This window comes from Enterococcus sp. 7F3_DIV0205 (assembly GCF_002141365.2).
Taxonomy (GTDB): Bacteria; Bacillota; Bacilli; order Lactobacillales; family Enterococcaceae; genus Enterococcus_L; species Enterococcus_L palustris.
Genome location: NZ_CP147244.1, coordinates 288,409 through 311,097, shown reverse-complemented (window position 1 = coordinate 311,097; position 22,689 = coordinate 288,409). Strand labels below are relative to the sequence as shown.

Here is a 22,689-nt window from a genome sequence, read left to right as displayed (position 1 = left end):
TTACTGCTCTTTCTTCAATAGATTAATAATGTGCATATAAATAAACCATAATTCCTCTGAACTAAACTCTGTAGAGGAATACTGCGATAACTCTTTCCACAACGCCTTTGATTCTGTTAACTTTTCATCTTGTTGAATCTCAGATAAAATCAACTCATCCATATTGATTACAGCTTCATTCTTTTTCTGCCTTGCATCTGCCATAGCGATATGCGTTAAAAACATATCCAAATGTTCTTCCTTCTCGATGACCTTTTGTTCCAGTAAATAGCTATTTACAGCCAATACAAACTGTTCTGTTTCTTCATCTATCACGTTTGACTCTTTTAAGATTTCTAGTTTTTTTCCAATCATTTAAATCGTCCTTTTAATAATGAGGGATCATTTTACCTTCTATGACTTGCTTTTGAACAGATAAAATTTTTGTTTCATCAATCACACTCATTAATATTTTTTTTAATAGCAGATTGTCTTTATGGATCACACAAACTGCTGTACTGGATAAATCATCTTCGACACTACCTTCAAGAAACTGATAGTTTAAATGATCTAATTTTCGATCTTTGATTTCATCGTAATTCCAAATTCCTACATCGATCAGTCCTTGTTCCAGTGAATAAATCAATTGATGACTTGGCACTTCGATAAATTCAACTTTTTTACCAACTGTCGCATTTTCCGTTAAAATCTGTTGATCGTAAGAATTATGGTCAATTCCCACACGCATATGGTTTTCAATTTTTGAACTTTTTGGATTTGAAAAGATCATTACATGATTAGACAAATAACTGCGAGGTCCAAAGTCTTTAAAAATTTCTAACTTGTTCTCTTCCGCTATTGCTTGTAGCGCAGCTAGTTTTGATACAATTGAAAAATGCATGGTCTTTTCACTCGTCAAATCCATTCGATCTTTAGAACCTCTTACATAAGCCATGCTTAAAGGAATTTCTGCACGTTGAAATACTTCATATAAACCGGTCGCAAACCCTTCGTATGTCTTGGAGTACGGTAACGGCATCGTTCCACGAATCGGTCCTTCGATCACAATTTTTTGTAATCGTTGGTAGTCGATCGTGGTCAAAATCGTCCCTTGACGTCCTTGACTTACTGTGTGGATTATTTTTTCTTCTTTCAAGTAATTCAAAGCATTCTGAACCGTTCCCCGTGACATCCCATATTTTTCTTGAAACTCTGAAATCACAGGCATCCGACTACCTTCAGATAATAAAATCAACTCACCTGATAATTGTTGAATTGCTTTTCCCGTTTTATTTAGAAATTCCTCTTGCATTAGCTTTAGTTCCCTTCTATTGACTCTTTTATAATTCTAATGATCGTATCGGCACCCGCTCTCATCGGATTGATCCGAATCATCGTTTTAGTACTTTCTGGCGATGCTGCTCTAAAGGTTCCTGAAAGTCGATAAAACATCGGGACAAATTCATATTTTGATTCCGCTCCTACTGGATTTGGGGCTGCTCCTCGTTTTTCCGCTTGTTTCAGTATTTCTTCTGCTATCGGCTGATCAAACTCTACAATAATCACTTTAGACTGAGCATTAGCGATAAAGGCTTGCTTTACGCCTTTAACTTCACCGGAATTTAAACGCGTTTTCACTTCATCAGAAACTTGAGATGAAATCGCTAAAGCTACCGGTGCATATATCAACCCTTGCAATACTGCTATTGCTTCAAACCCTTGTACCTGCAATCCTCCAGAATAGTTCTCTTTACGTAACGCTTTGATCAATTGGGCATCTCCTACAATACAGCCGACACCTTCTGGACCTAATAATTTAAACGTCGAAAAACAAGAGAGATCTGCACCGCATTCTACGCCGATTTTTGGTACTTTTAAGGTAGAATAATTGTCATCTGTGATGATCACAATATCTTTATTTTGTTTTTTTATTTTTTGAATAACAGCTTCTGGTTGGTAAGCATCGTCGGGCTTTTGCCTTGTAAATTGAACGATTGCCAATTGGATATCATTTTCAGCAAGCGCAGTTGTAATTGCCTCTGGTTGGTTAAAATCAGCAACAACTGTTTTTAAACCCAGCATCTCAATCGATGTTTGCGTCGTGGGATATACTGGTGCATCGTGAACGAGTACTGTTTTTCCATATTTTTTACTTGCCGCATGTAATGACAGACGAATCGCCATTGTACCCGCACCGCGCACTAACATTGCTGCCTCTGCCGTAAATAACTCTTTCAACACACTCTCTACTTTATTCGTAGTGATGGGTTGATTATAACCTGGCACAACGCCTAAATCGCCACGTGTTAAGATTTCTGAACCTTCAAAATTTCTCGTAATACAATCGACAATTTGAAATTGTTTCTTCATTGCTTCTTCTAGATTCATCGTTTCTAAAGGAAATGTTTTCATGTTCATTTCACTCCTTGTCCAAAGAAATTCAAAGGATTATGAATCAGCATTTTTTCAACTGTGTTACTCGAAATTCCTGCTTCTTTCATCATTGGGACAAACGTATCAAGTAAATACGAATAACCAATGCCATTTTTAAATTTCATATTTGATTTTCGGGTAATGTCCATTGATAAAAAGACCTGATCTGCTAATCCTCTTTTTTCAATTTCTTTTAACATCGATACACGGAGTGCATCTGGTTGATAGTTTTCTTTTCCTATTGTATCAAATTCTACATAGACACCTTGGTCTAACATGTTTAAAATGTACTCAAGATTACCACTTAAATCAACATGTCCAATCACAACAGATGCTAAATCAACATTGTTTTCTTTAAAAAACTGAACTTGTTCATGACCGTTTGTTCCAAGGGTTGTGTGGGTGGTAATTGGCACACCCGTTTCCTTATGGGCAATCACAGATGCATCGAAAACTTTTTTCTCATTTACCGTCCAACCATCTTTACTTGAACCAATTTCACCAATGATCTCAGCTTTAATAGTTGTATCTGCGATACCACTTTGGATTTCCTTAATCATTAATTTCCCAAAATCTTCAACTGACCATTCCGTAACAATAGTAGGTAAAAATTTTTCAGTGTAAAAGCCCGTTGCTTGCACAATATTGATACCTGATGCTTCTGCCACTTTTTGGACATATAATGGATTTCTCTTCATATCTAAATTTGTAACGTCCACAATATTACGGACGCCTTTATCATAAAGTTCTTTAAATTCTATGATTGTTTCCTCAAAACAATTTAGGTTTGTATCGTCGATATTTTTTATACGAGACAAATCAATTGTCGTATGTTCATGCATATAAGTGATTCCATCTACTAAGCTCATTTCGTTGTCGTCTCCTAAATTTTTTAAAGTCCTGGTGGTGTCATTAAATTAAGTAATACTAAAACATTTGAAATCACACCGACTAATAAGGCACCCACTGGTCCAATTGCAAGGTCGACCATTTTCTTTTTGAATGTGCCATTTAATACGTAAAGTCCAACAACAAATAAACCACCCCAAGCAGGAGCAATCGCTGTTGCTGCGATCACACCACCAACAAGCAAGGCGATTTCCAAGACTTTTGTGATCGCTGTTCGAATATTATCACCAGCATCACGCATTCCTGGGAATCGATCCAACAATACAGAGAATTTCGTTAAGAGTAACACTTCGATGGACATCCAAATACCGCCTGCCACAAAGGCTAAAAGCGGTTGTCCCATCGCCGCACCGATTGAGCCAATCACAAAAACCATCTTGATGCCAGCTGGTGAATAAGTTCCTGTAGCAATTCCAGTCGTTACAACTAATGGAATAAATCCAACAACACGAGCTAATTCGGTCAAAGCAGCTGAATTAAATTGACCTTCTTGGTATAATGGAGCTGAGAGTGCAGATTCCGTTACAATTGACATCGAAGCCGCCAAAGCAATCAATGCGCCAGATAAAGCAAATAAGTACCAATATTTCTTAATTTGTTTTACTCGTTCCGCAAAGATATTTGCCAATTGTGCCTGAGAATCTGTTCTTTCTCTTTTATCATTCATCGCATAACTGATCATAAAAATCATCCCAACGAGCAACGCAATCGCATTTGCATTAATAACGATCGTATTACCATTGGCTAAATTAAACGAACCAAATTGTGTTGTCACCACTTGAGCTAATACTGTTGCCGTAAAGGTGATCATTCCTTTTTTCCAACCATATTGAAGGGCTACAACTAAGGCTGGGAAAACAGCAAATGCTACTAAAACAACGGATGAGACTTGACCGAGACTATCTAAGAAATTATAAGGAAGAATTTCAAATACTTTTTGAATTGTTCCTAGACCCGCCCCCATTACAACGCCATAAACTCCGCCAGCTGCTCCAGCTATCCAGATAGAATATTTTTTATTATCTGGCAAATAGCTACCAATAATATCTGTTCCCAATAAAACAACATGAATGATAATTACGCTGGACGCAATAGACTGTGGAATAAACCCAACTATATACCCGATTCCAAAAGCCAGTGCCGTAGTTCCTAATGCTGATTTTGTGACCCGCTTTTCACGGTACTCTAAAACGATCGGTCTTAGCGCATCGTTAAAAACAGCAATTTTCGTATTCGCCATAATCGTTGTTACAGCACATAATGCTGCCATGATTACTATGTTTAATGCCATTTTATTACTCCCCCTTATTCTCAAGCGCTTTCATCACATTTGAAATGATAAAGTCCATATCTTGTGAAGTGAAACCAAAAGCAATTTTCCCAGCAGTTACACTCTGGTTGATTTCTTCTTCAGATGCGGTCGTCCCCGGCATGCCTAATGTTGCCGTTTTATCTCCGCCCAATAATGCAATCGCCATTGCTAATGCGCCACCGCCTCCTGTATTGCAGGCCCCAAAATAATAGTCAGCAGTCCCATTTTTTAATGCCATTGCCGCATCGATATCGGTTTTTACGGTGATTTCGTAGTTCCCCTTTCCATACTTTTGTAGCAGTTCTTCGATTGCTGATTTTTCGATTTGCCCACCTATAACGATTTTCTTCATGATAATTCTCCTTTCGTACAAAATTTTGTATATTTACTTCGAAAATAAAAATACAAAAAAATGTATTTTTGTTTTCAGGGTTATTATAGCATCTTTATTTTTGGATGTAAACCCTTTCTATCGGATAGGTCATGGCACTAATATTTTAGCCTGAATTTAGCCATTTACTTTTCTCAAAATTTTGTACCATGACATTTACTTCTCTAAAAAATGTGGAATTGTTTTTACTATTTTTTCATTGTCATTCCTCAACTCTGTCATTTTCCCAAAAAATCAATTGTTTCTTTTACGATTGTTTCCATTTGCGTATGGTGTAAATAATGGGCGCCTGGCAGTTGAAGTAATTTTCCTTTATCTAAACCTTTCACCTGATCTTGATGCAGCTCAAGCCATTTTTTTTGATTCATATCATTATCTGCAACAACTAATAAAACCGGCATATTTTTTGGATAGGTTAAGCCACGAGAATCAGGGAAGCTATTACTTAATTCTTGAAGTTCATCTTTCATCGCAGGACTACTCATATTCTTCATCGTCAGTAACTTAATCTGTTCAAAGTCTGGACTATCTTGACTCACCCCTAACCCTGTTTCTGGATTAATGTTGATTAACGCTCGAAAAACACCTGCTGTTTTTAAGAAGTCAAAGACTGTCATATCAATACCAGGCCAAGGTTGTTCCGGTGTGCTGGAATCAATTCCCACAAAACCTTCCATTTCTTTTGGGTAAACTTGGGCGTAATTCACTGCATAAAGCCCCGCAATCGAATGCCCCATTAAAGTGTATTTAGAAAGCTTCAATTCTTTGGCTACTTGATGGATTTCCTCCACAATATTTTCAACGCTACGACGTCGATTCGTTTGGCTGCTTAAGCCATAGCCAAATGGCTCAATCGTAACTACACGATACTCTTTCTTCAACTCATCGATCATCGGTTTAAAATCTAAATAAGGACTAGCTGTTCCTTGTCCAGGTAAAAGTAAAATCGTTTTCTGTCCTTTACCTTCATCAACAATATTCATCTCGCCATCAAATATTTTTAATTTCTCACCATAAGACTCAATTCGTTTTGCTTCACTTTTCAAACTTATCTGGTGAATCGTAAAAGTAATTACTAAGGACACAATTAGGATGGTGATTATACCTAAGATTACTTTGCCGAATCCTTTTAATAGTCTGATGCTTAGTGATTTAGTTTTCAGTTGTTTTTTCATTTAGTTCTGCCGCCTTTATCATAATTTGTTGGTCAAGTTGCTCTAAAAATACATCACTGATAATTGGCATTCCACTATTTTCAAGCATTGTTTTGGCAGCCATTAATTTTTCAAAAAAGGTCTCTACTGTATTTGGAAACAAGGCTTGAATAAACCACGTACTTAAAATCAAGATCGCTAATTCAGCCATTTGTTTCGGTTGATCAACTGCGGCTGATCCATCGCTGTTTCCTTCGATCAAACAGGTTTCTACTAATGGTGCCATAATTTCATTCGTCGTTCTAATATACATTGAAAAGAATTTAGGATTATCTAATAACGTAAAACTAAGGATTCGGGATTTACTAGCCTCGCTATTGAACATTCCTTCAAATAGCAAAGCTTGAATTTTTTCTAACCCATTTAATTTATCTTTTTCCATAATTGCTGTTAAGGCAGTTTCATTGGGAATAAATCGTCTGACAACGGCATCTATGATTTCATCTTTAGATGCATAGTGGTGATAAACGGCACCTTTAGTTAAACCGTCTAACCCTTTGACGATATCGGAAATAGATGTTTTTTCATAGCCTTTTTCTATGAATAGTTGTGTTGAAACATCTAGAATTAATGATTTAGCTTCCTCTGCTGTATATTTTTTAGCCATCTTTTCTCTCCTCTCAAAAAACATTCAATCGGTATGTTTTTATCATACGCTTTTTTTGGGGAATGTCAAATTATATTTTCATTGTTTTAGTTACTAAAAAAAGCTGAGTAGGTTCTGTTTTAGAACATTACTCAACTTATATTTTAAGTTCTCATACACAATCGTTTATTTCAACATTACTAAACACGATCATACTTGCTTAATTAACCTCATTTTTCTCTGTTTCTAAGAATTCATAAAATCTACTTATCAAATCAGCTTTTGTAGTTGGGAAATCTTGAGGCACATAATTAATGAAGCTTGCCATGTCCACAGGATAACTATGATTATCATAAAAATAAGCTATTTCTTTTAATAGTTCATCCTCATTAGTAATTTCCGAATTTAGTTTAGCTAAATAAATAAATCTAAGTTTTCTGGCTTCATTCTGATAATTACTATCATCTATATTCTGACAAAAATGCAGTTTAACGTCAGATAATACTTGTTTTGAATTATCTGACTCTACGCCCCATGCTAGTTCGCTAACAAAAACATCATCGTTACCTTTCTATATTAATTCTATAGCGTAATCAGAAATAATATTCACGTCAAAATAGTTTTCAATAATTCCTACATAAATGGTTTTCCAGTCATATGTTATTTGTCTATTTTTTAAGTCAGCTAAGTTCATAGTTTACTCCTTAAGACTTATTCAAGAACCTTTTTACCTAATATGTTAATTTTGAGTTGTCTGATTATTGTTCTCCTTTAAAGTAGAAAATGATATAATCTAATCAAAATTATCAGTAATCCACTTTTCTCTAAATAATATTTAAACACCTAGTTCTTTTAATAAATCGTTCCCTAAATTCCTAGATTCCGCCCATTCTTTTGATGATTTTAAAGCTTCATCAGTCCACAAACTTTTATTTCTAGTCATTTCCTCCAATTTTTTATCTATATCTTCCATTCGTTTGTATTGCTTCTCTGTAAGCCATTCATTTTCCAATAGAATTTTACCATAAGGCATTGCTATATCAGAAAAATCTGACGCTATTTCATCAGTAACAACAAAGCCATCTAACTTACTGATTTGATTTTCAGGATCCATTGAAAATTGTTTAATGTTTTCAATAAGCCTATCATAAATTAATGCTAATTCTTCTATATCATACTTCATTATTCTTTCACTACCCTTCCATCAATATAAACTCTAAAAGTGCCACCTTTTGGAGAAGAAATTTTATAGTATGCATCTGCTCCATGATGCCCTTTACCTGGATGGTATTGAATATATCTTGAACTGCCACTTCCTTGAGGAGCATTCATACTTATTCCTCCCCCATCCGTATAAGGTTTACCAGCAAGGTTTCCTTTCTTCAATGGCCCCACTTGCCAACCAGCTTTACTAGTCACTTCAGCCAATTGTGATGGAGTGTATCTAGTTATTAATCTTGGATTCTCAATTATATCATCGATTCCTCTAGGTGGTAACTCCCAATTCACATTTTCATTTCCATACTTATTACCAAAATATTCACGCCATTTTTTTGAAGGTATGGTTTGTTTAGCTTTTGGTATTTGAGAGGTTACATTATTTGTATTGCCAACATTCTTACTACTCCCATTCATCGTTCCGGTTGGTCTCAACCCCGCTGTCAATGCCTTATGCGAGCCATAATCTTTCAAATTCCCATAAATAGAAGGACCCATATTCATCAAACCAACATTCATCATGAAGGAGTTCATTGCAACATCAGCCGCTGCGACTTTAGCTGCTCTTTTCAATGCAGCCATTTCTCTTTCGATTCTCACTTTTTTATTGATCTCAACGATTTCTTTTTGGCGTTTATCCCATGCATTCCCTATTGTAATCATCCAGCGAGTATCTTTCAAGTTCTTTGGAGAAAATGTCCCTGTTTTTGAATCAAAGCCTTGGCCTCCAGAAACTTGTGCTAATCCTTGTTTAACTGCATTTTGTAAACTTGTCACTTCTGTGAAGAGGGTAGAAGAAAAAGCATGAAAGGCTAAAAGCTTTTGTAATTGTTTTTCTAAGGTCAATTTTGCACTCGTATAATCTGCTATTAGTCCGCTTGCTTCTCTAAGATGTTGCGCGCGTTCACTAGATACTGGCAATAATTGTTTGACTTGATCGATTTGATTTTGCATTCCTTGAATTTGTGTTTCATAACGCTGAATCTCTGCTTCTAATTGAGAAGATTTCAAATCACAGCCGTCTACTTGTGATACATAGTCAGTTGGAAGCTTTTCAACCACTTTGCCTGTTGCTTCGGCTACAAGTATAGCTTGGATCAAAGGGATAGAGACACCTTGACTACCTGTTTTCTTTTTTTAAGCATTTTCTTCAAGATTTAAAAATTTTTATACAAAAAACGGTATCAGTGAGTATTCACTCGCTAACACCGTTTCAATGCATTTTTATTTTCCTAGCTTAAATTTTTGTAAAATGAATACAGTTAACTTTTGTTAGCTATTGGCAACTTGATTACCAATCTTATGATAACGTACTTTTTTATTGATTAACATTTTAAATATGATTTTACCAGATTTTTAGGTGCAGGAATTAAATCATCTTTAACATCAACATGTTTATCTGCAATGCCAGTATATAAACATTCATCACAAAATTTAATAATTTGATTTGTATTACTAGTTGCTACAGTTAAGCGCAAATTACTATCATGGCAACTGGGACATTCTTCATCGGTCATGTATGCACTTAAATCCCAAATAAGTGAAGAAACTTGTTTAGACATTTCTTCTTCATTTAAACCTTTTTTAATTTTGTTTGTATAAAAAGGGATTGCAATCTCGAGATTGTCATCTGAATGACCTAAAATTAAATTTTTTGACTTAAATTTTTTCATTTCATCTAAATACTCTAAAGAAGTATATTTCAAAAATATTGAATCATATTTCTTTACATAATTTATTAATTCATCAAAAAATAAATCTAAACTATCAATAGAGAAATTATTATAAATTGTTAAAATTTCTTCTCTCATATATCCTCCTAAGGTTTTGGTATAGGATACGCTGTAATTATATTACCTGCTCTATCCGTTATAATTTTTATCCATGTTGTAGATCCGCCACCTAAACTTGGTTTAACTGTACCTATGTTTTTCCCAACATCTACTATCCTTTCAAATCCTCCAGATTCTAGTTGTTTCACTGGCGTGTTTATAACTAGTTTTGATTGTAAAATATTCTTCAAATCTGTTTCAGGAATAGTAAACTGTCCAGCATTTTTCGATGGATTGAAATGTCTATCTCTGATATGGTTCATCCCAGCATTTTTTGACGGGCTAAATCTTGTTGGATTTTCAGATGCATTAATTCTAGATTGAACTACTCCAACATCGGGGTTGGGAATATCAGTGCTACTGACTTTCTTATTACTTCCATTCAACATCCCAGTTGGTCTTAAAGATGCTGTCAATGCTTTCTGCGAGCCATAATCTTTCAAATTCCCATAAATAGAAGGACCCATATTCATCAAACCAACATTCATCATGAAGGAGTTCATTGCAACATCAGCCGCTGCGACTTTAGCTGCTCTTTTCAATGCAGCCATTTCTCTTTCGATTCTCGCTTTTTTATTGATCTCAGCGATTTCTTTTTGACGTTTATCCCATGCATTCCCTATTGTAATCATCCAGCGAGTATCTTTCAAGTTCTTTGGAGAAAATGTCCCTGTTTTTGAATCAAAGCCTTGGCCTCCAGAAACTTGTGCTAATCCTTGATTAACTGCATTTTGTAAACTTGTCACTTCTGTGAAAAGGGTAGAAGAAAAAGCATGAAAGGCTAAGAGCTTTTGTAATTGTTTTTCTAAGGTCAATTTTGCACTCGTATAATCTGCTATTAGTCCGCTTGCTTCTCTAAGATGTTGCGCGCGTTCACTAGATACTGGCAATAATTGTTTGACTTGATCGATTTGATTTTGCATTCCTTGAATTTGTGTTTCATAGCGCTGAATCTCTGCTTCCAATTCAGAAGATTTCAGATCACAGCTGTCTACTTGTGACACATAGTCAGTTGGAAGCTTTTCAATCGCTTTGCCTGTTGCTTCGGCTACAAGGATGGCCCCTTGAATCAAAGGGATATAGACACCCTGAAAATAGGATTTTCCCGAATCATACGCCTTACTTCTCAATAAGGTATCTTGCGTAAAATTCCCTATGGCTGATTGTAATGACTCAAATCCTGCTTGGTAGCTTTGACTTAAGGCACTGGCACTGCTTCCTTGTGCTTTTGATGCCCCTACATACATATCAATACTCATTCATGTTCTCCGTTTCTGCAAGGACTCTTTTTTTCTCATAAAATAACTCATCTTGTTGATCCTCAATCATTCTCTTTTCTTTATGGATTTGTTCTTTTTGGTCCTCTAAATGATAAAGAATTCCTTGTTGTTTCTGTTTGGTCCCCCATCGCAGCTCTTCTGCAACGTATTTTTCTGCTTCAACAAACGTTTCAAGTCGGTCGATCAACTGATTTCCATAGAAAAATAGTTCTTCGTACTGTTCTTCAATTCGTTGAGCATCTCGTTGCACATGGGTAATTTCGTCTAGTTCATTCTCTACTTGTCGTTCTTTTAATACTAAATCATCCCATTCTGAATGCTTTTCTTTCATACTAATCACCTCAAGCCACTCATCATTTTCCGAACTGTTGCGTCTGCTTCTTCAAACTCTGCTGCGACACTTTTTATATTATTTGAATCCGTTGCAATCGCTACACTAATTGCTTGAACCATTGATTGCATGTCCTTGATTGCATTTTTAGCTGCATCATTTCCAGAAATAGTTGATTGTTCATCTGTCGTGACCGATTGATAACTATTTAATGTGTCCATAGCTGAAAATATTCCTCTCGCAAGTTCTCCAGCTACTGCGCTATTACTACTAATTGATTCCACCAAATCAAACTCCTTTTTAAATTTAAACGATTATTTTTTATGATATTTATAGATTACCATAAGTGTTATTTAATTATCCTCATAAATTTTGAATATGCTGAAAATTATTGAGAATAATTGTTTCATCTATTAAACTCTTCAAATCAGATTGGATCTTCCCAATAAACCTTGATTCTCGACATAAAATTACTTATACTTAGTTAATAACATGGAAATAAAAAACTGAGTAAGTCCTCATTTAGAACATTACTCAGCTTTATGTCAAGTTAATAGTTGCTATCTTGGAAATGACATGTATCTTGGGTATCCTTTTTAGTACTACAAATAAAGATTATTAAGGAGATTTAAATTGAGTAAGAAAAATATACCTGGGTGTGGGTGTGGATGCCTAACTTTGTTAGTTGCTCCATCATTACTAGGATTTTTTTGGCTTCATGGCAATCTTTTACGCTCCTCATTCTGATTCTATTATTTATTGTATTCTATAACAACTCTTCTGTACGAAAGAAGAAGATGATGAATAAAAAAGAATGGAAGTGTTCTTATTGTATGAGTATAAATCCACCAGAAATTTATAAATGTCCAAATTGTTCTGCTAATAAAGAATGAGACTACAGTATGATAAGTACTTTAATTTATAGTAAACCAAAAATCTAGAAACTCTTATCTTTATAGATTAATAACTTTTTAAATCTAACTAAATTCCGCTAAATTTTTATGTTTTAAAACTGTTAATGACTAAATAGGTCATTAACAGTTTTTTAACATATCCTAAAATAAAAAAAAGTAAATTTATGTTAGAATTTTGGATTATTCATATTGATTATCACTATCAAGTCATTTTCATATGAGTTTTCTTTCATCTAGTTTAACTCACCAATCGTTTTATGATTTTGAACTAGCGTGGAATTCCACGCTAGTTCAAAATCTGATACTCTTTTTCCAGTTTTTATTTTTCAAAATTATATTTTTGATAAACTAAAAACATTAAAATAGCATAGGCCACAGACAACCCCATAATGAAAAGCCAAACCACTGAAAATGAATAATTAACAATTAAACCACCAACGATACTTGTTCCTAAAATATTCCCAAAAGCACCAATCAATAGCAGAAAAGAATTCATTCGTCCTTCGTACTCTTTGCCTGCCAGCATAGATACAACAACACTAATATTTGTTTGAACAACAATTTCACCTATAGTCAAAAAGAATATAAACAAAATCATTCCCGCTAAATTTGAAAAAAGTAACAGACACAAAAAGCTAACCAAATAGAAAAAACTACCTATTATAATCAATAGAATTGGATTAGTACGTTTAGTGAATCGTAAGATCATCGGGGTAATTAGCAATACCATCGAAGCATTTATTAGCATCATTGTTCCGTATATTTTTGGCCCATTGGTAAACCAGATATTGAATTGCAGCGGCACACTAAATGAAACTTGTATATAAATCATAAAGTTTAAGATTGAAAAGACAATCGCTTTTATCGCTAAATGATTTTGGCTCCATAGATCAGCCAAGGAAAACTCAACTTTTTTATCTTTCTGTTTAGGATAAGTCATTCGCTCTTCTTTATACTTCAGTTGAATACAAACCGTAGCTATTAAATTAAGCCCTGCGACCAATAAAAAATATAAAGCAAGATATTGCTCAAACCAAAGCCCGTTTAAAAAAGGGCCGATTGCAACACCTAAATTTAAAAATAGATACAGTAAAGAAAAACCACTTTTCTTTGTATTTAAGTTATCATTGGAATTTTCTAAAATAAACACATTGTATATTGGATTAGTAAACCCAAAAATACCACTGATTATAACCAACAAATAAACCACCACAAATGACCCTAAAAATAAAGCACATAAAAAGGAACAAACCACTAATAAATATTGACTAAATAAAAATAGCGTCCTCTTTGAAAACTTATCACTCAAATACCCACCTAAAAAGATACACGCTAGGTTTACTAATAAGGCAATTGATACAAAAGAGGCAGCTTCTATGTCTGTTTTATTAAGCTTTAACGTTATATAATTAGTTAGTAACGGATAAACAAATATTATTAAACTCGAAACAAATCTCGCTAAACAAATGAGATAAACATTTTGCGGCAATCCTTTATATACAGATAAATATTTTTTTATGATCATTCTTCTACCACCATTAAATCAAAGAAACGATGGTACACTGTCAACAATTTTTCTCTTAACGAATCATAATTTACATCTTCAATAATGGCAAATCCTGATCTAGTCATCGTATCCTTAACATCTAACAAACGGTCCCCAATTGATCTTTGAACTTCAAAAGTAATAATCCCATCAATGTCCTTAAAATCCTTTAAAGTCGCAAGAGCAGCTATTTCCCCTGATTTCTGTGGTAGACAAATCATGCCGGTAAAGATATCTTTTGACTGTTTTGGAGAAACAAATTTTTGTAACTCAACATCAATCATTGCTTCAAACATATCTACATTAAATGTATTCTTGATAATTGGGGGCATAACATCTGCGCCGCCAATCCGTGCGCCTATTTCACCAAAATACACATTACCATCTTTTGTAACAAAATATTCGCCATGGGTAACTGTATTATTTATTCCTAACGCAGAAATTACTTTTTCATTTAATTCACTTATTTTTCTAGTAGCAACATTTTTTTCACTCTCTGCTTTTGGAAATATGATGCTAGCAGGTGGACTACCTTTCGTTGCAATATCCATGCAGTTATATAAATATTTACTCACAGATGAAAAAACGACTTGTCCATTTTGAACAACACAATCACAATGATATTCTTCTCCATCAATAAAACTCTCTAATAGAATTCTATTATCCGAAATTGCTAATAACAATTCATTTTCTATTACTAAATTAGAAAAATATTCTGAAATGTCCTTATTTGATAAAAGTTTTTGAGTATTCAATGTAGCAAATCCATTTAGTGGTTTTGCTACGATTGGAAAACCGACTTTTTTGGCAAACAATATTGCTTCATTTTCAGATACAGCAATTGCATTTTTACTTGTGTTTAGCTCTCTTTGGTGAAGCATTTCTTTCATTATCCATTTATCTCTTACAGCTAGTGCTTGATTTTTTTGAATACCAGGTATTCCAAACTTACTTCTCAAATCTCCACCAATTTCAATCAAATTTTCCTTTGGGGCATACAATGCAACAATCTCGTACTTACTTTTAACATCGGCGATAATTTCAGATAAGTTTTCAAAGTCGAGTATGTCCTTTACTCTTATACAACTGTCAAAATAATTTCCTACTTGATCATCAAATTCTTCTACGCTGGAAATTAGTAATTTTTTATAGTTATAATCGTTTAGCTTTTGTACCCACCGAGTCCCACTTCTATTACTGATTGGAATATCACTCAGATAAACAATCGCTTGCTCCATATATTCTCACCTCAATAAACTAAATTTTTTGGTTAACGTTCTGATCTGTTCATCTTCTCCATACAGTGCAACAACAACTGGCTCTAAGTTCTTCAATTCATTAGTAGAGATTTCTATTTTATAGTCAGAAAATTGATTGTTTAAACGCTGTCCCTTACTTGTAAAAACGACAGATTCAACCGAGTCTAGCTCATTCACTGTCTCAGTAAGCGTCAACAGTGCTGTTGGATTAGATTTTAAAATAACTAAGCTGTTCTTTATAGCTGCATGCTTGTTACCATTTAAATCAATTATTTTTTCTGAATCAATCATATCTTCAGTAGCATTTGCTAAAGCGGCTGATACAATAGCAATCACATTTGCTTGTTCTCCGAAAGGAAGATTTTTATTAATTATTATTGCTGTTCGCTTCATTTATTATTCTCCTTTATCTTAAAAATTACCCATGGCATGGAAATTCCTTCTCTAAGAATTGTATGGATTTTTAAATTAAAATACTCGGCACATAACGAGTTTGTAATACACGCTGTAAAGCTTTGATCTTGATTATTCATAATAAGTTTTTCACATGCTTCTTCATTTGAATCCACGTAAGTTAACTTTGCGACAGATGAGATACTTGGAATATCTGTTACTAAGTTTTTAGTCGCTTTATGCAAAAATAACTCGCTACACTCTTTTAGTTTCTTGGAATTGCTTGCAAATACTAAGCTTGGTATTTTTTCTACAAAACTTTTGTATACTTCTAAATCATTATCCATAATAAATTTATTAATATCTGGATACGCTCCTGGAATCAAAACCTTTTGAATCGTATTTTTCTTTAATGATTCAATTGCTCGTTCAAAGCTTGAAAATCCTTTTAATTCATCATCTGTACTTAATTCTTTAGCGATATGCATGCTACACGTTAATTGGCTCAATTCATTTCCCAACGTACCTAAAATCATTGTTCGTCACCTCTCCTTTTATCACAGAAAATTCTGTATTTTCACATCGAATTATTATTTTTTACTCAATATACCAATTTAATTTTAATAAGTCAATAAATTTCTGCTTTTATAAAGATAAGTATATCCTTTCTTAGGTTAGCGATTTTAATCTGAATTACTACCTGTTTGAAGATTTATGAATAAATCGTTCGCTTTTTTCTCTGTTCGCCTTGATTCTCGCTGTCGATTTATTTATACTTAGTGTATAGAATGGAAATGAAAAAGCTGAGTAAGTCCTGATCCAGAACATCACTCAACTTTATGACAATTTAATCCTTGGCACCTTTTTGTTTGGCTGGCACCGAGCGGAAATGGTCTTGAAAACATCAGTAAATGTCTACGCAAGTATGCCAATAGTAAATGAATCTCTAGCTTTTTTGTTGTGTCTCTTTTTGAGCTACAACTAGAAAAGAATGCTAGGTTTCTTTAAAGTACTATTGACTTATTCAGGTATTGGACATTGCGCCAATGCCTTTTTTGTTTCTATTCTAGGTCTGATTTTTATCGATGGTGGTGATAATGAAACGAAGCGATGTACAAGTTTAAAAATAGAAAAATAAAAAACGGCACCTTACAACCTGACTGGCATCACGTTGCAAGGCCCCGAATAAGCAGCAGTAACTGCATAATCGAGTTGCCGATAGCGCGTACCGAAGTACTCGCATGTTTTATTGTACTTAATTTTGATTGATTTTACTAGTCTCTTTGCTGGATTCTTTCATCTTTTTGGCGATTTCATGTGTTCTTTGGCGAACTATTGCACACGATGAGGCACAGATAGGTCTGATCGTTTTTTATTTTCCTGTTGGTTTTTCAAAAAAATAGGAATGGATGTGTAGTGATGAGTAAAGAACAGAATTTGAAGGCGGTACCTTATCAGGATATTTTGGATGTGCGGAGTGAGTTGATCAAGCTTCGGTCTTGGCAGAAGTCGTTGGTTTATTTGGATGAATTTTTTGATGGGAAGGTTACGAGGAATAAGAAGGATATGCGGATGCGGTATTATTCTTGTCAGCAGTTGTATCAGGTATTTTCTGGGGATTTTGAGGGGGTGTTGAAGGAGAGTGAGGAGATTGTAGCTAGGATGATTCAGCGAAACAAAGTTTAGTTTAATAAAAACAAGTATATACTCTTCACTTTCTTAAACAGAAAAGAGTATATACTTATTTTGAATAATTATATTTTATTCGTATATTAAATAGTATAACTTATATCATCAAAAATATTATATTCAGTGGCGATTATTTTGATGATAGAAAGAATCGTTTCCGAACTAAAGTTTGTTTCCACAATCTCACCGTTGGATAGCTTGCCAGGATTTTTAACTTCGTCTGCTGGGCTAAATAGTCTTTTAAGTACCTCTCTTCTCTTTAAATTAGCAAATGTTTGACTATCAAATTCCCAAACAAAATCTAAAAATGAAATAAGTACTTTTTTCCAACTATCAACTTTGTAGTCTTTATCTTCAATAGATAATAACTTTGGTTTACTTCCTGTAATATTGACGTCTTCATCTAAAAAGTGTTCTCCGCTTACAGAAGACTGTTCTTCAGCTTGTACTTGGATAGGAAATTTCCAAATTTTCAACGCTTCTTCACTTAATTTTTTTGCTCTATCTTCAATTGTATAAGCATCCCATTTATCATATTCATTAGCTAGTTCTCGAGTTAAAGTAATATTTGATTGTTGATACATTTTACTTTTTTCGCTAAATAACTTGTTCGATAGTTCTGAATTATATCCTGTTAAGGTCAAATTACCGATTGTATCACCATATTTAATTTGAACGTCATTAGCATTTTTGACTGAAACCTTCCAATCATTCGTTAAAGTTTGTGGCATAATATGCTCCACTTGAATCGATTCAAAGCTAATTGGTTCTTTTGTCCGATAAAGTTCAAGCATCATCAAAACTAGCTTAGCAAGATTGTTTTTTCTATTATATAAAGCGACTGTTTGAAAACTATTTACAAATTCTGCATCTCTTGGAAAAATTTGCGTTCCCTTTTTATTGGTTAATTCAACAATTAAACGATCTTTCTCATTAGTCATTGAAATCTCACGAGATAACGCTGCAAACATTTTATTCAATACATTGGTTCTTTTATCAGTAATTGAACGTCTAAACAGATAAGACTCGACTGTCCCAAAAATTTCATCAACATCGTTCCATGTATATATTCCATCATCACCTAATTTTAGAATTTGCATTAAGTATGGATAAACAATTGTAGCTTTCATCAGATTAACTCTTTTGATTCGTTCATTTACTGTTGATTTTGGAATAATTTCATTGTTTAACCAGAAATAATATTTCGAGTAATTTTCCAGTTCTTTGATTGCTGTCTCAGGCGTGTAGTGATTATTATTGAAGAATCGTTTGTATTCTTCATACACTCGTCTTTCTGTCACAGTAGCACCAAATTTTAAAGTTAAATAGAACCTAATAAAAGTAGATAGTTGATTTGTTGGAATTCGTTCCTCAATTTTGGTCCAATAATCTTTATATAAACGATTTTGCGTTCCATGATCGATGCCCATTAACAGGAAATTTCTAATCAAATCAGATGCTGTTAAAGAGAGTCCAGTTGAATTAATACTTTCAAAGATTACTTGTGGATTTTCTGATTCATCATTACCGTTCAATTCAATATAAACAATTTCTATCATTCCTAACGCATCAAAAAACTCTTTAGGCTCATACTCTGACTCCTCAATTCTAGTTAGAAAGAGATTGAAGTTTTCAGAAACCTTTGATGTTTCTTCCACTTCTTGCTTCTCAATAATTTTACGAAATACAAAACGGTCTTTTTCAACAGAACGTAGTTTAATTTTATTATTTTCTTCACTCCGAGGATTGAGCAAGTAATCATCTAAAATTTCATCATAAAGACTTTCATCATCCGATAAATCAGCAATTGCTTTCATAAATAGCATAAAGCTAGTAATTCGTTGCTGTCCATCAATAATATTAAAATATTTACTTAGTTTCGGTCCACGCTCGTCCACATAAACAATTGTTCCAAGAAAGTGTTTGGCTGAGAAATCATCTTGAATAATTTTTTCAACATCATTAAATAACTGAACACATTGTTCATTTGACCATTCATAATTACGTTGATAAACAGGAATATTAAAAATAGTCTTTTTTTGTTCTAAAAACTCAAAAAATTTAATCGTATCTGCTTTCAAATGTTATTCTCCTTAATCCTAATCACCAAACGATGAATTTATCAAATCTTGTAACATACCATTTTTCGCATAAGGAGTTGCATCTTCCATTAAGAAATTCTTTCGACTAATATCATTATCTAGATTACCGAAAATAAAGTTCGTTGAAATTTTATAGATAATTTCTGTTGGAGCCAACCCATAAACCTGATTTTCTAAAATATGTTTGATGCGTTCTTTATCATTTGGATATTCCGTTTTTATGACCGGACTATTGTAAAGCTTTTTAACAATTTCTGTGATATAAAGCCCAGATTTCATATAAAGGTCAGCAAATGTTTTACTAGAATCATCATAAATATTCGGATTCTCATTTTCTAAATCTTCAACCATCATTTTTGCAACCCACTTAGGAGTATAGATCTGATTGGTTTTTTGTGGTGGAATATAATCAAATATATCTTCTTCATTATCTTCAAAGTAATTAGATAATTCATCTTTCTTTCTTAAAAATTCTTGTACAGATTCATTAAATACTACATCATCAAATAGCATACCTCTAAAATGGTGTGTCTTACCATCTTCTTGATAGTCCCCGCCATCACGCAAGAACTTAAATTGCTCAACAGTGATTCCAGTCACTTCTAAAAACACATCTTCAGGAGTATAGTGATCAAAGTTTTCTAACGTCAGTGAATCATCACCATAAGCCATAATAAAACTTGGTATTGTACGAGCAAAACCACGCAAACGCCCTCGAATATCCTCTTCAATCAGCGTCTTTTCTTTTGTTTTTTGCTTTTGTTCTTGCTCTTCAACAATCTCTTTACTTAACGTTTCAATTTTTTGAGAAACTTCTTTTTTCACTTCTTGTTGATATGTTTCAAAAGCTTCTTCTAGTTTTTCAGCATACTGCTTTTCAATTTGAACTTTCTCCTCAACAGTATTCACTTTCTTAATATCTTTTTCTAGATTACTTTCTATATGTGCTTGTTGAATATTAAAATCTGCATTTTTTTTCTTAACAGTTAATTCTACTTCAGTCTGGATTTTTTTCTCAATTTTTTCTGAACCTTTTTTTGTAAGCTCATAATCTTGTTTAACAATTTCTAACTGTGGTTTAAAATTATCTACAACTGTTTTACCAATATCTTTAGCCAACGAGTCACGGACGCTGTCAGAATCAATTTTTCCAATCGTCTCTGCTATTTTTTCTTCTGTTTGGTATACTTTACTTCCAAAAATAGCATCCGTTTTTGTGATGACAATTTCATTGTCTACAATTGCTTGTCCATCATCATCCACTTCAATATTTTTTGTGTCAATTGTCGGCTGATCATCAGGTTTTTTCACTTTACCTTGTATAGCATAATCCATATTATCTAAAATGCTAAGTGCAGCTTGAGGAGCTTGAAAAATACCTGAAATATTTGCGAACAGTAAGTTGCTCATGAATCCTCTTTTAACAACTTCCGTTGCTTTAATTGCTTTTGGAATTGTTAACACTTGAGCAGCGTCAAGTTCAACCATTTTCCCTTCTTTGTCCTCACCAATCACAGGAAAGAAATTTAATAATTTCTTGATATTCTTTTCACGATCACCAGATGTTCCACCGCCTGATACAGTATGAGTAGACAGATTATTAGCAAATTCATCAAAAATAATTAGCGTTCTTTCTGGTGCAAAATCAAAAACATACGCATTTTGTTTTTGATATCGAACTTCCTCACCACTTACTTGTTCCGTCCAAACATTAGGATTCTGTGCTCGAAAAGCAGCTTGCATATAAAGTGCAGGCGATTTCATATTGCTTAACATCATTACCGCTGTCCATTCAGGAATTGTAATTCCTGTAGTTAATTGACCAACCGAAAGTGTAATTGTCTTGTCATTTGATTGTATGGAATCACGTACTCTTTTGAACGAACTTTCATTAGCCAATACATCCTCTGCTTCAGACTTACCATTCCCGGCAGCTAGGACAACTTCATAATTTTCAAAAACTGGGTGAGTATCTAACAACTTCTTCAAAGCTTTTGCGCTTGCAACACGGTTCAAAATCCAAAAAGTATGTTTTAATTCATTACGTAATTTAGATGTTGAAAAAGGATATTTTTCATTGTGAGTCAATGTATCCAACCATTTTTTTACGTCAGCTTCATGAACAAACCGTCCATCTTCTTTCGTTGCAAAGAATTCATTTAAATCAAAAGCAAAATCGACATTATTCTCATTTTCAAGTTCAATCCCTTGATTTACTTCCTTCGTAATCATTTTCGACATTTGATAAGTAAACATATTCAGTTGTGGTAAGAGTTCGTAGGGATTATTTTCTTCCTCTGTCCAGTTGTTTTTAGCTGCTTGCTCTTCTTCGTAAGACCAATTAAATATTTGTTCATCATTGAATGAACCTTTAGCTATCGCTTTAAAAGGTGTTCCAGAAAGATGTAAGGTAAATTGACGATCTATATATCGAAAAGCAACATCTGTTTTAAAGGTGTCTACTCCTTCATGCGCTTCATCTATGATCAGAACATCCCAATTAGTGTCCGCTACCCACTTAAGCTTATCAAAGCCACCACCATCACCTCGAAAGTATTTTGATCCTTTTAAATCTTGTAAACTCAAGAAGGCTACTTGTTTGGCATCGTCATGTGTAACAGTATAGTCAACAAAATCTTGCCGAGTCATTGGTGATCGATCTTTTAACGACTCTGATTCACTAATAAATTTAAAATCAGTTTGCCACGCAATAAATTTAACAAAATCATCATACCACGAATTAGCAATAGCGGGTCTGTTCGTTACGATTAACACATTCATTGAATTCAACTTACGAACTAGATCATAGGAGGTCAATGTTTTACCAAAACGAGGCTTTGCATTCCATAAAAATTCTCCATTTGGATGATTTTTAGCGTATGCAAGAGTTTTTTCAACTGCTGCTTCTTGTTCTGCTCGTAATTGATAATCTAACTTTTGCTCTTTTTGGACTTTTGAATAGTCCTTGAAAACGAATTCACGATACAATGACTCTGCTTCATCTGGATTTCCATTGAAGAAGAACCATTCCGTTCCCTTATTTCGTCGAATACCATTTTTAGTTAAAAAAGCATGAAAATCACGGTCTGAAAAATAACCACCACCATTGAAACGGGCTTCGTGATCCCAGAGTTTCTTCGCTTCAATACCAACTGTATGTGTCTGTTCCCGAATACGCTTATCTGCATCACGATCAGTATAACCAATCTTAATCCAACCATTCTTAGCAGTATTAGTGGGAGTAACATAGGCATAGATTGTTGGTTTTATAGCCTTTTTAGGTTCAATAACAACATTCATG

The 22,689-nt window shown here is 33.9% G+C and carries 21 protein-coding genes and 1 pseudogene; 1 reads left to right on the top strand and 21 read right to left on the bottom strand.

What is annotated here, in order from left to right; all coding sequences use genetic code 11:
• From A5821_RS01465 to A5821_RS01380, 19 genes and pseudogenes are all read right to left on the bottom strand, one after another.
• Complete coding sequence (locus A5821_RS01465) at window positions 1–354, bottom strand: PRD domain-containing protein (protein WP_086312710.1); 354 nt, start codon at window positions 352–354, stop codon at window positions 1–3.
• A 13-nt stretch (window positions 355–367) separates the two neighbouring features.
• Complete coding sequence (gene yhfZ / locus A5821_RS01460; protein ID WP_086312708.1) at window positions 368–1,291, bottom strand: GntR family transcriptional regulator YhfZ; 924 nt, start codon at window positions 1,289–1,291, stop codon at window positions 368–370.
• A gap of 5 nt (window positions 1,292–1,296) precedes the next feature.
• On the bottom strand, window positions 1,297–2,391 hold the full coding sequence (locus A5821_RS01455; protein WP_086312705.1) for an aminotransferase class V-fold PLP-dependent enzyme: 1,095 nt from the start codon (window positions 2,389–2,391) through the stop codon (window positions 1,297–1,299).
• Between the two features lie 2 nt (window positions 2,392–2,393).
• The gene (locus A5821_RS01450) at window positions 2,394–3,281 is read right to left on the bottom strand and encodes a phosphotriesterase family protein (RefSeq protein WP_086312703.1); all 888 of its coding nucleotides are present in this window, start codon (window positions 3,279–3,281) and stop codon (window positions 2,394–2,396) included.
• 23 nt (window positions 3,282–3,304) lie between these two features.
• A complete protein-coding gene (locus A5821_RS01445; protein WP_086312701.1) occupies window positions 3,305–4,612 on the bottom strand; it encodes a YhfT family protein in 1,308 nt (435 codons plus the stop codon).
• A 4-nt stretch (window positions 4,613–4,616) separates the two neighbouring features.
• A complete protein-coding gene (locus A5821_RS01440; protein ID WP_086312700.1) occupies window positions 4,617–4,985 on the bottom strand; it encodes a DUF2620 domain-containing protein in 369 nt (122 codons plus the stop codon).
• 257 nt (window positions 4,986–5,242) lie between these two features.
• On the bottom strand, window positions 5,243–6,199 hold the full coding sequence (locus A5821_RS01435; protein ID WP_086312699.1) for an alpha/beta fold hydrolase: 957 nt from the start codon (window positions 6,197–6,199) through the stop codon (window positions 5,243–5,245).
• The gene (locus tag A5821_RS01430; RefSeq protein WP_086312698.1) at window positions 6,177–6,845 is read right to left on the bottom strand and encodes a TetR/AcrR family transcriptional regulator; all 669 of its coding nucleotides are present in this window, start codon (window positions 6,843–6,845) and stop codon (window positions 6,177–6,179) included. The genes A5821_RS01435 and A5821_RS01430 overlap by 23 nt, the downstream gene beginning before the upstream one ends.
• Before the next feature lie 199 nt (window positions 6,846–7,044).
• Window positions 7,045–7,518: pseudogene (locus A5821_RS17560) on the bottom strand (DUF2247 family protein).
• Window positions 7,519–7,659: 141 nt separating this feature from the next.
• Window positions 7,660–8,007 carry a hypothetical protein gene (locus tag A5821_RS01425; protein ID WP_139844040.1) on the bottom strand — a complete coding sequence of 116 codons (348 nt, stop codon included), beginning with the start codon at window positions 8,005–8,007 and terminating at the stop codon, window positions 7,660–7,662.
• Entirely contained in the window at window positions 8,007–9,143 is a 1,137-nt protein-coding gene (locus tag A5821_RS01420; RefSeq protein WP_339098944.1) for a hypothetical protein, read from the bottom strand. The genes A5821_RS01425 and A5821_RS01420 overlap by 1 nt, the downstream gene beginning before the upstream one ends.
• Before the next feature lie 224 nt (window positions 9,144–9,367).
• Window positions 9,368–9,853, bottom strand: coding sequence for a hypothetical protein (locus tag A5821_RS01415; RefSeq protein WP_086312696.1), 486 nt, complete (start codon window positions 9,851–9,853; stop codon window positions 9,368–9,370).
• Between the two features lie 8 nt (window positions 9,854–9,861).
• Complete coding sequence (locus tag A5821_RS01410) at window positions 9,862–11,133, bottom strand: hypothetical protein (RefSeq protein WP_339098943.1); 1,272 nt, start codon at window positions 11,131–11,133, stop codon at window positions 9,862–9,864.
• Window positions 11,123–11,485 (bottom strand): DUF3958 family protein, encoded by a 363-nt coding sequence (locus A5821_RS01405; protein WP_086312694.1) that lies wholly within the window; start codon window positions 11,483–11,485, stop codon window positions 11,123–11,125. The genes A5821_RS01410 and A5821_RS01405 overlap by 11 nt, the downstream gene beginning before the upstream one ends.
• Window positions 11,486–11,490: 5 nt before the next feature.
• Complete coding sequence (locus A5821_RS01400; RefSeq protein ID WP_170922928.1) at window positions 11,491–11,769, bottom strand: TIGR04197 family type VII secretion effector; 279 nt, start codon at window positions 11,767–11,769, stop codon at window positions 11,491–11,493.
• A gap of 949 nt (window positions 11,770–12,718) precedes the next feature.
• The gene (locus A5821_RS01395; protein ID WP_086312690.1) at window positions 12,719–13,924 is read right to left on the bottom strand and encodes an MFS transporter; all 1,206 of its coding nucleotides are present in this window, start codon (window positions 13,922–13,924) and stop codon (window positions 12,719–12,721) included.
• A complete protein-coding gene (locus A5821_RS01390; protein ID WP_086312688.1) occupies window positions 13,921–15,183 on the bottom strand; it encodes an ATP-grasp domain-containing protein in 1,263 nt (420 codons plus the stop codon). The genes A5821_RS01395 and A5821_RS01390 overlap by 4 nt, the downstream gene beginning before the upstream one ends.
• A gap of 6 nt (window positions 15,184–15,189) precedes the next feature.
• Window positions 15,190–15,597, bottom strand: coding sequence for a DUF2000 family protein (locus A5821_RS01385; protein ID WP_086312686.1), 408 nt, complete (start codon window positions 15,595–15,597; stop codon window positions 15,190–15,192).
• Window positions 15,594–16,133 (bottom strand): hypothetical protein, encoded by a 540-nt coding sequence (locus A5821_RS01380; RefSeq protein WP_086312684.1) that lies wholly within the window; start codon window positions 16,131–16,133, stop codon window positions 15,594–15,596. Before A5821_RS01380 ends, A5821_RS01385 begins: the two co-directional genes overlap by 4 nt.
• Window positions 16,134–17,016: 883 nt before the next feature.
• On the opposite strand from A5821_RS01380, the gene A5821_RS01375 reads away from it, so the two are divergent.
• A complete protein-coding gene (locus A5821_RS01375) occupies window positions 17,017–17,283 on the top strand; it encodes a hypothetical protein (protein WP_086312682.1) in 267 nt (88 codons plus the stop codon).
• A gap of 86 nt (window positions 17,284–17,369) precedes the next feature.
• On the opposite strand, the gene A5821_RS01370 is transcribed toward A5821_RS01375, so the two are convergent.
• Window positions 17,370–19,367 (bottom strand): DUF262 domain-containing protein, encoded by a 1,998-nt coding sequence (locus tag A5821_RS01370; protein WP_086312680.1) that lies wholly within the window; start codon window positions 19,365–19,367, stop codon window positions 17,370–17,372.
• Window positions 19,368–19,385: 18 nt separating this feature from the next.
• Entirely contained in the window at window positions 19,386–22,688 is a 3,303-nt protein-coding gene (locus tag A5821_RS01365; RefSeq protein WP_170922993.1) for a DEAD/DEAH box helicase, read from the bottom strand.
• Window position 22,689 lies beyond the last annotated feature (1 nt).

Excerpts from the sequence above, each read along its gene's own strand:
- A5821_RS01440 (WP_086312700.1), bottom strand. The coding sequence starts at position 4,985 with ATGAAGAAAATCGTTATAGGTGGGCAAATCGAAAAATCAGCAATCGAA.
- A5821_RS01405 (WP_086312694.1), bottom strand. The coding sequence starts at position 11,485 with ATGAAAGAAAAGCATTCAGAATGGGATGATTTAGTATTAAAAGAACGA.
- A5821_RS01465 (WP_086312710.1), bottom strand. The coding sequence starts at position 354 with ATGATTGGAAAAAAACTAGAAATCTTAAAAGAGTCAAACGTGATAGAT.
- A5821_RS01430 (WP_086312698.1), bottom strand. The coding sequence starts at position 6,845 with ATGGCTAAAAAATATACAGCAGAGGAAGCTAAATCATTAATTCTAGAT.
- A5821_RS01380 (WP_086312684.1), bottom strand. The coding sequence starts at position 16,133 with ATGATTTTAGGTACGTTGGGAAATGAATTGAGCCAATTAACGTGTAGC.
- A5821_RS01445 (WP_086312701.1), bottom strand. The coding sequence starts at position 4,612 with ATGGCATTAAACATAGTAATCATGGCAGCATTATGTGCTGTAACAACG.
- yhfZ (WP_086312708.1), bottom strand. The coding sequence starts at position 1,291 with ATGCAAGAGGAATTTCTAAATAAAACGGGAAAAGCAATTCAACAATTA.
- A5821_RS01395 (WP_086312690.1), bottom strand. The coding sequence starts at position 13,924 with ATGATCATAAAAAAATATTTATCTGTATATAAAGGATTGCCGCAAAAT.
- A5821_RS01375 (WP_086312682.1), top strand. The coding sequence starts at position 17,017 with ATGAGTAAAGAACAGAATTTGAAGGCGGTACCTTATCAGGATATTTTG.
- A5821_RS01455 (WP_086312705.1), bottom strand. The coding sequence starts at position 2,391 with ATGAAAACATTTCCTTTAGAAACGATGAATCTAGAAGAAGCAATGAAG.
- A5821_RS01390 (WP_086312688.1), bottom strand. The coding sequence starts at position 15,183 with ATGGAGCAAGCGATTGTTTATCTGAGTGATATTCCAATCAGTAATAGA.
- A5821_RS01385 (WP_086312686.1), bottom strand. The coding sequence starts at position 15,597 with ATGAAGCGAACAGCAATAATAATTAATAAAAATCTTCCTTTCGGAGAA.
- A5821_RS01435 (WP_086312699.1), bottom strand. The coding sequence starts at position 6,199 with ATGAAAAAACAACTGAAAACTAAATCACTAAGCATCAGACTATTAAAA.
- A5821_RS01450 (WP_086312703.1), bottom strand. The coding sequence starts at position 3,281 with ATGAGCTTAGTAGATGGAATCACTTATATGCATGAACATACGACAATT.
- A5821_RS01415 (WP_086312696.1), bottom strand. The coding sequence starts at position 9,853 with ATGAGAGAAGAAATTTTAACAATTTATAATAATTTCTCTATTGATAGT.
- A5821_RS01410 (WP_339098943.1), bottom strand. The coding sequence starts at position 11,133 with ATGAGTATTGATATGTATGTAGGGGCATCAAAAGCACAAGGAAGCAGT.
- A5821_RS01425 (WP_139844040.1), bottom strand. The coding sequence starts at position 8,007 with ATGAAGTATGATATAGAAGAATTAGCATTAATTTATGATAGGCTTATT.
- A5821_RS01365 (WP_170922993.1), bottom strand. The coding sequence starts at position 22,688 with ATGAATGTTGTTATTGAACCTAAAAAGGCTATAAAACCAACAATCTAT.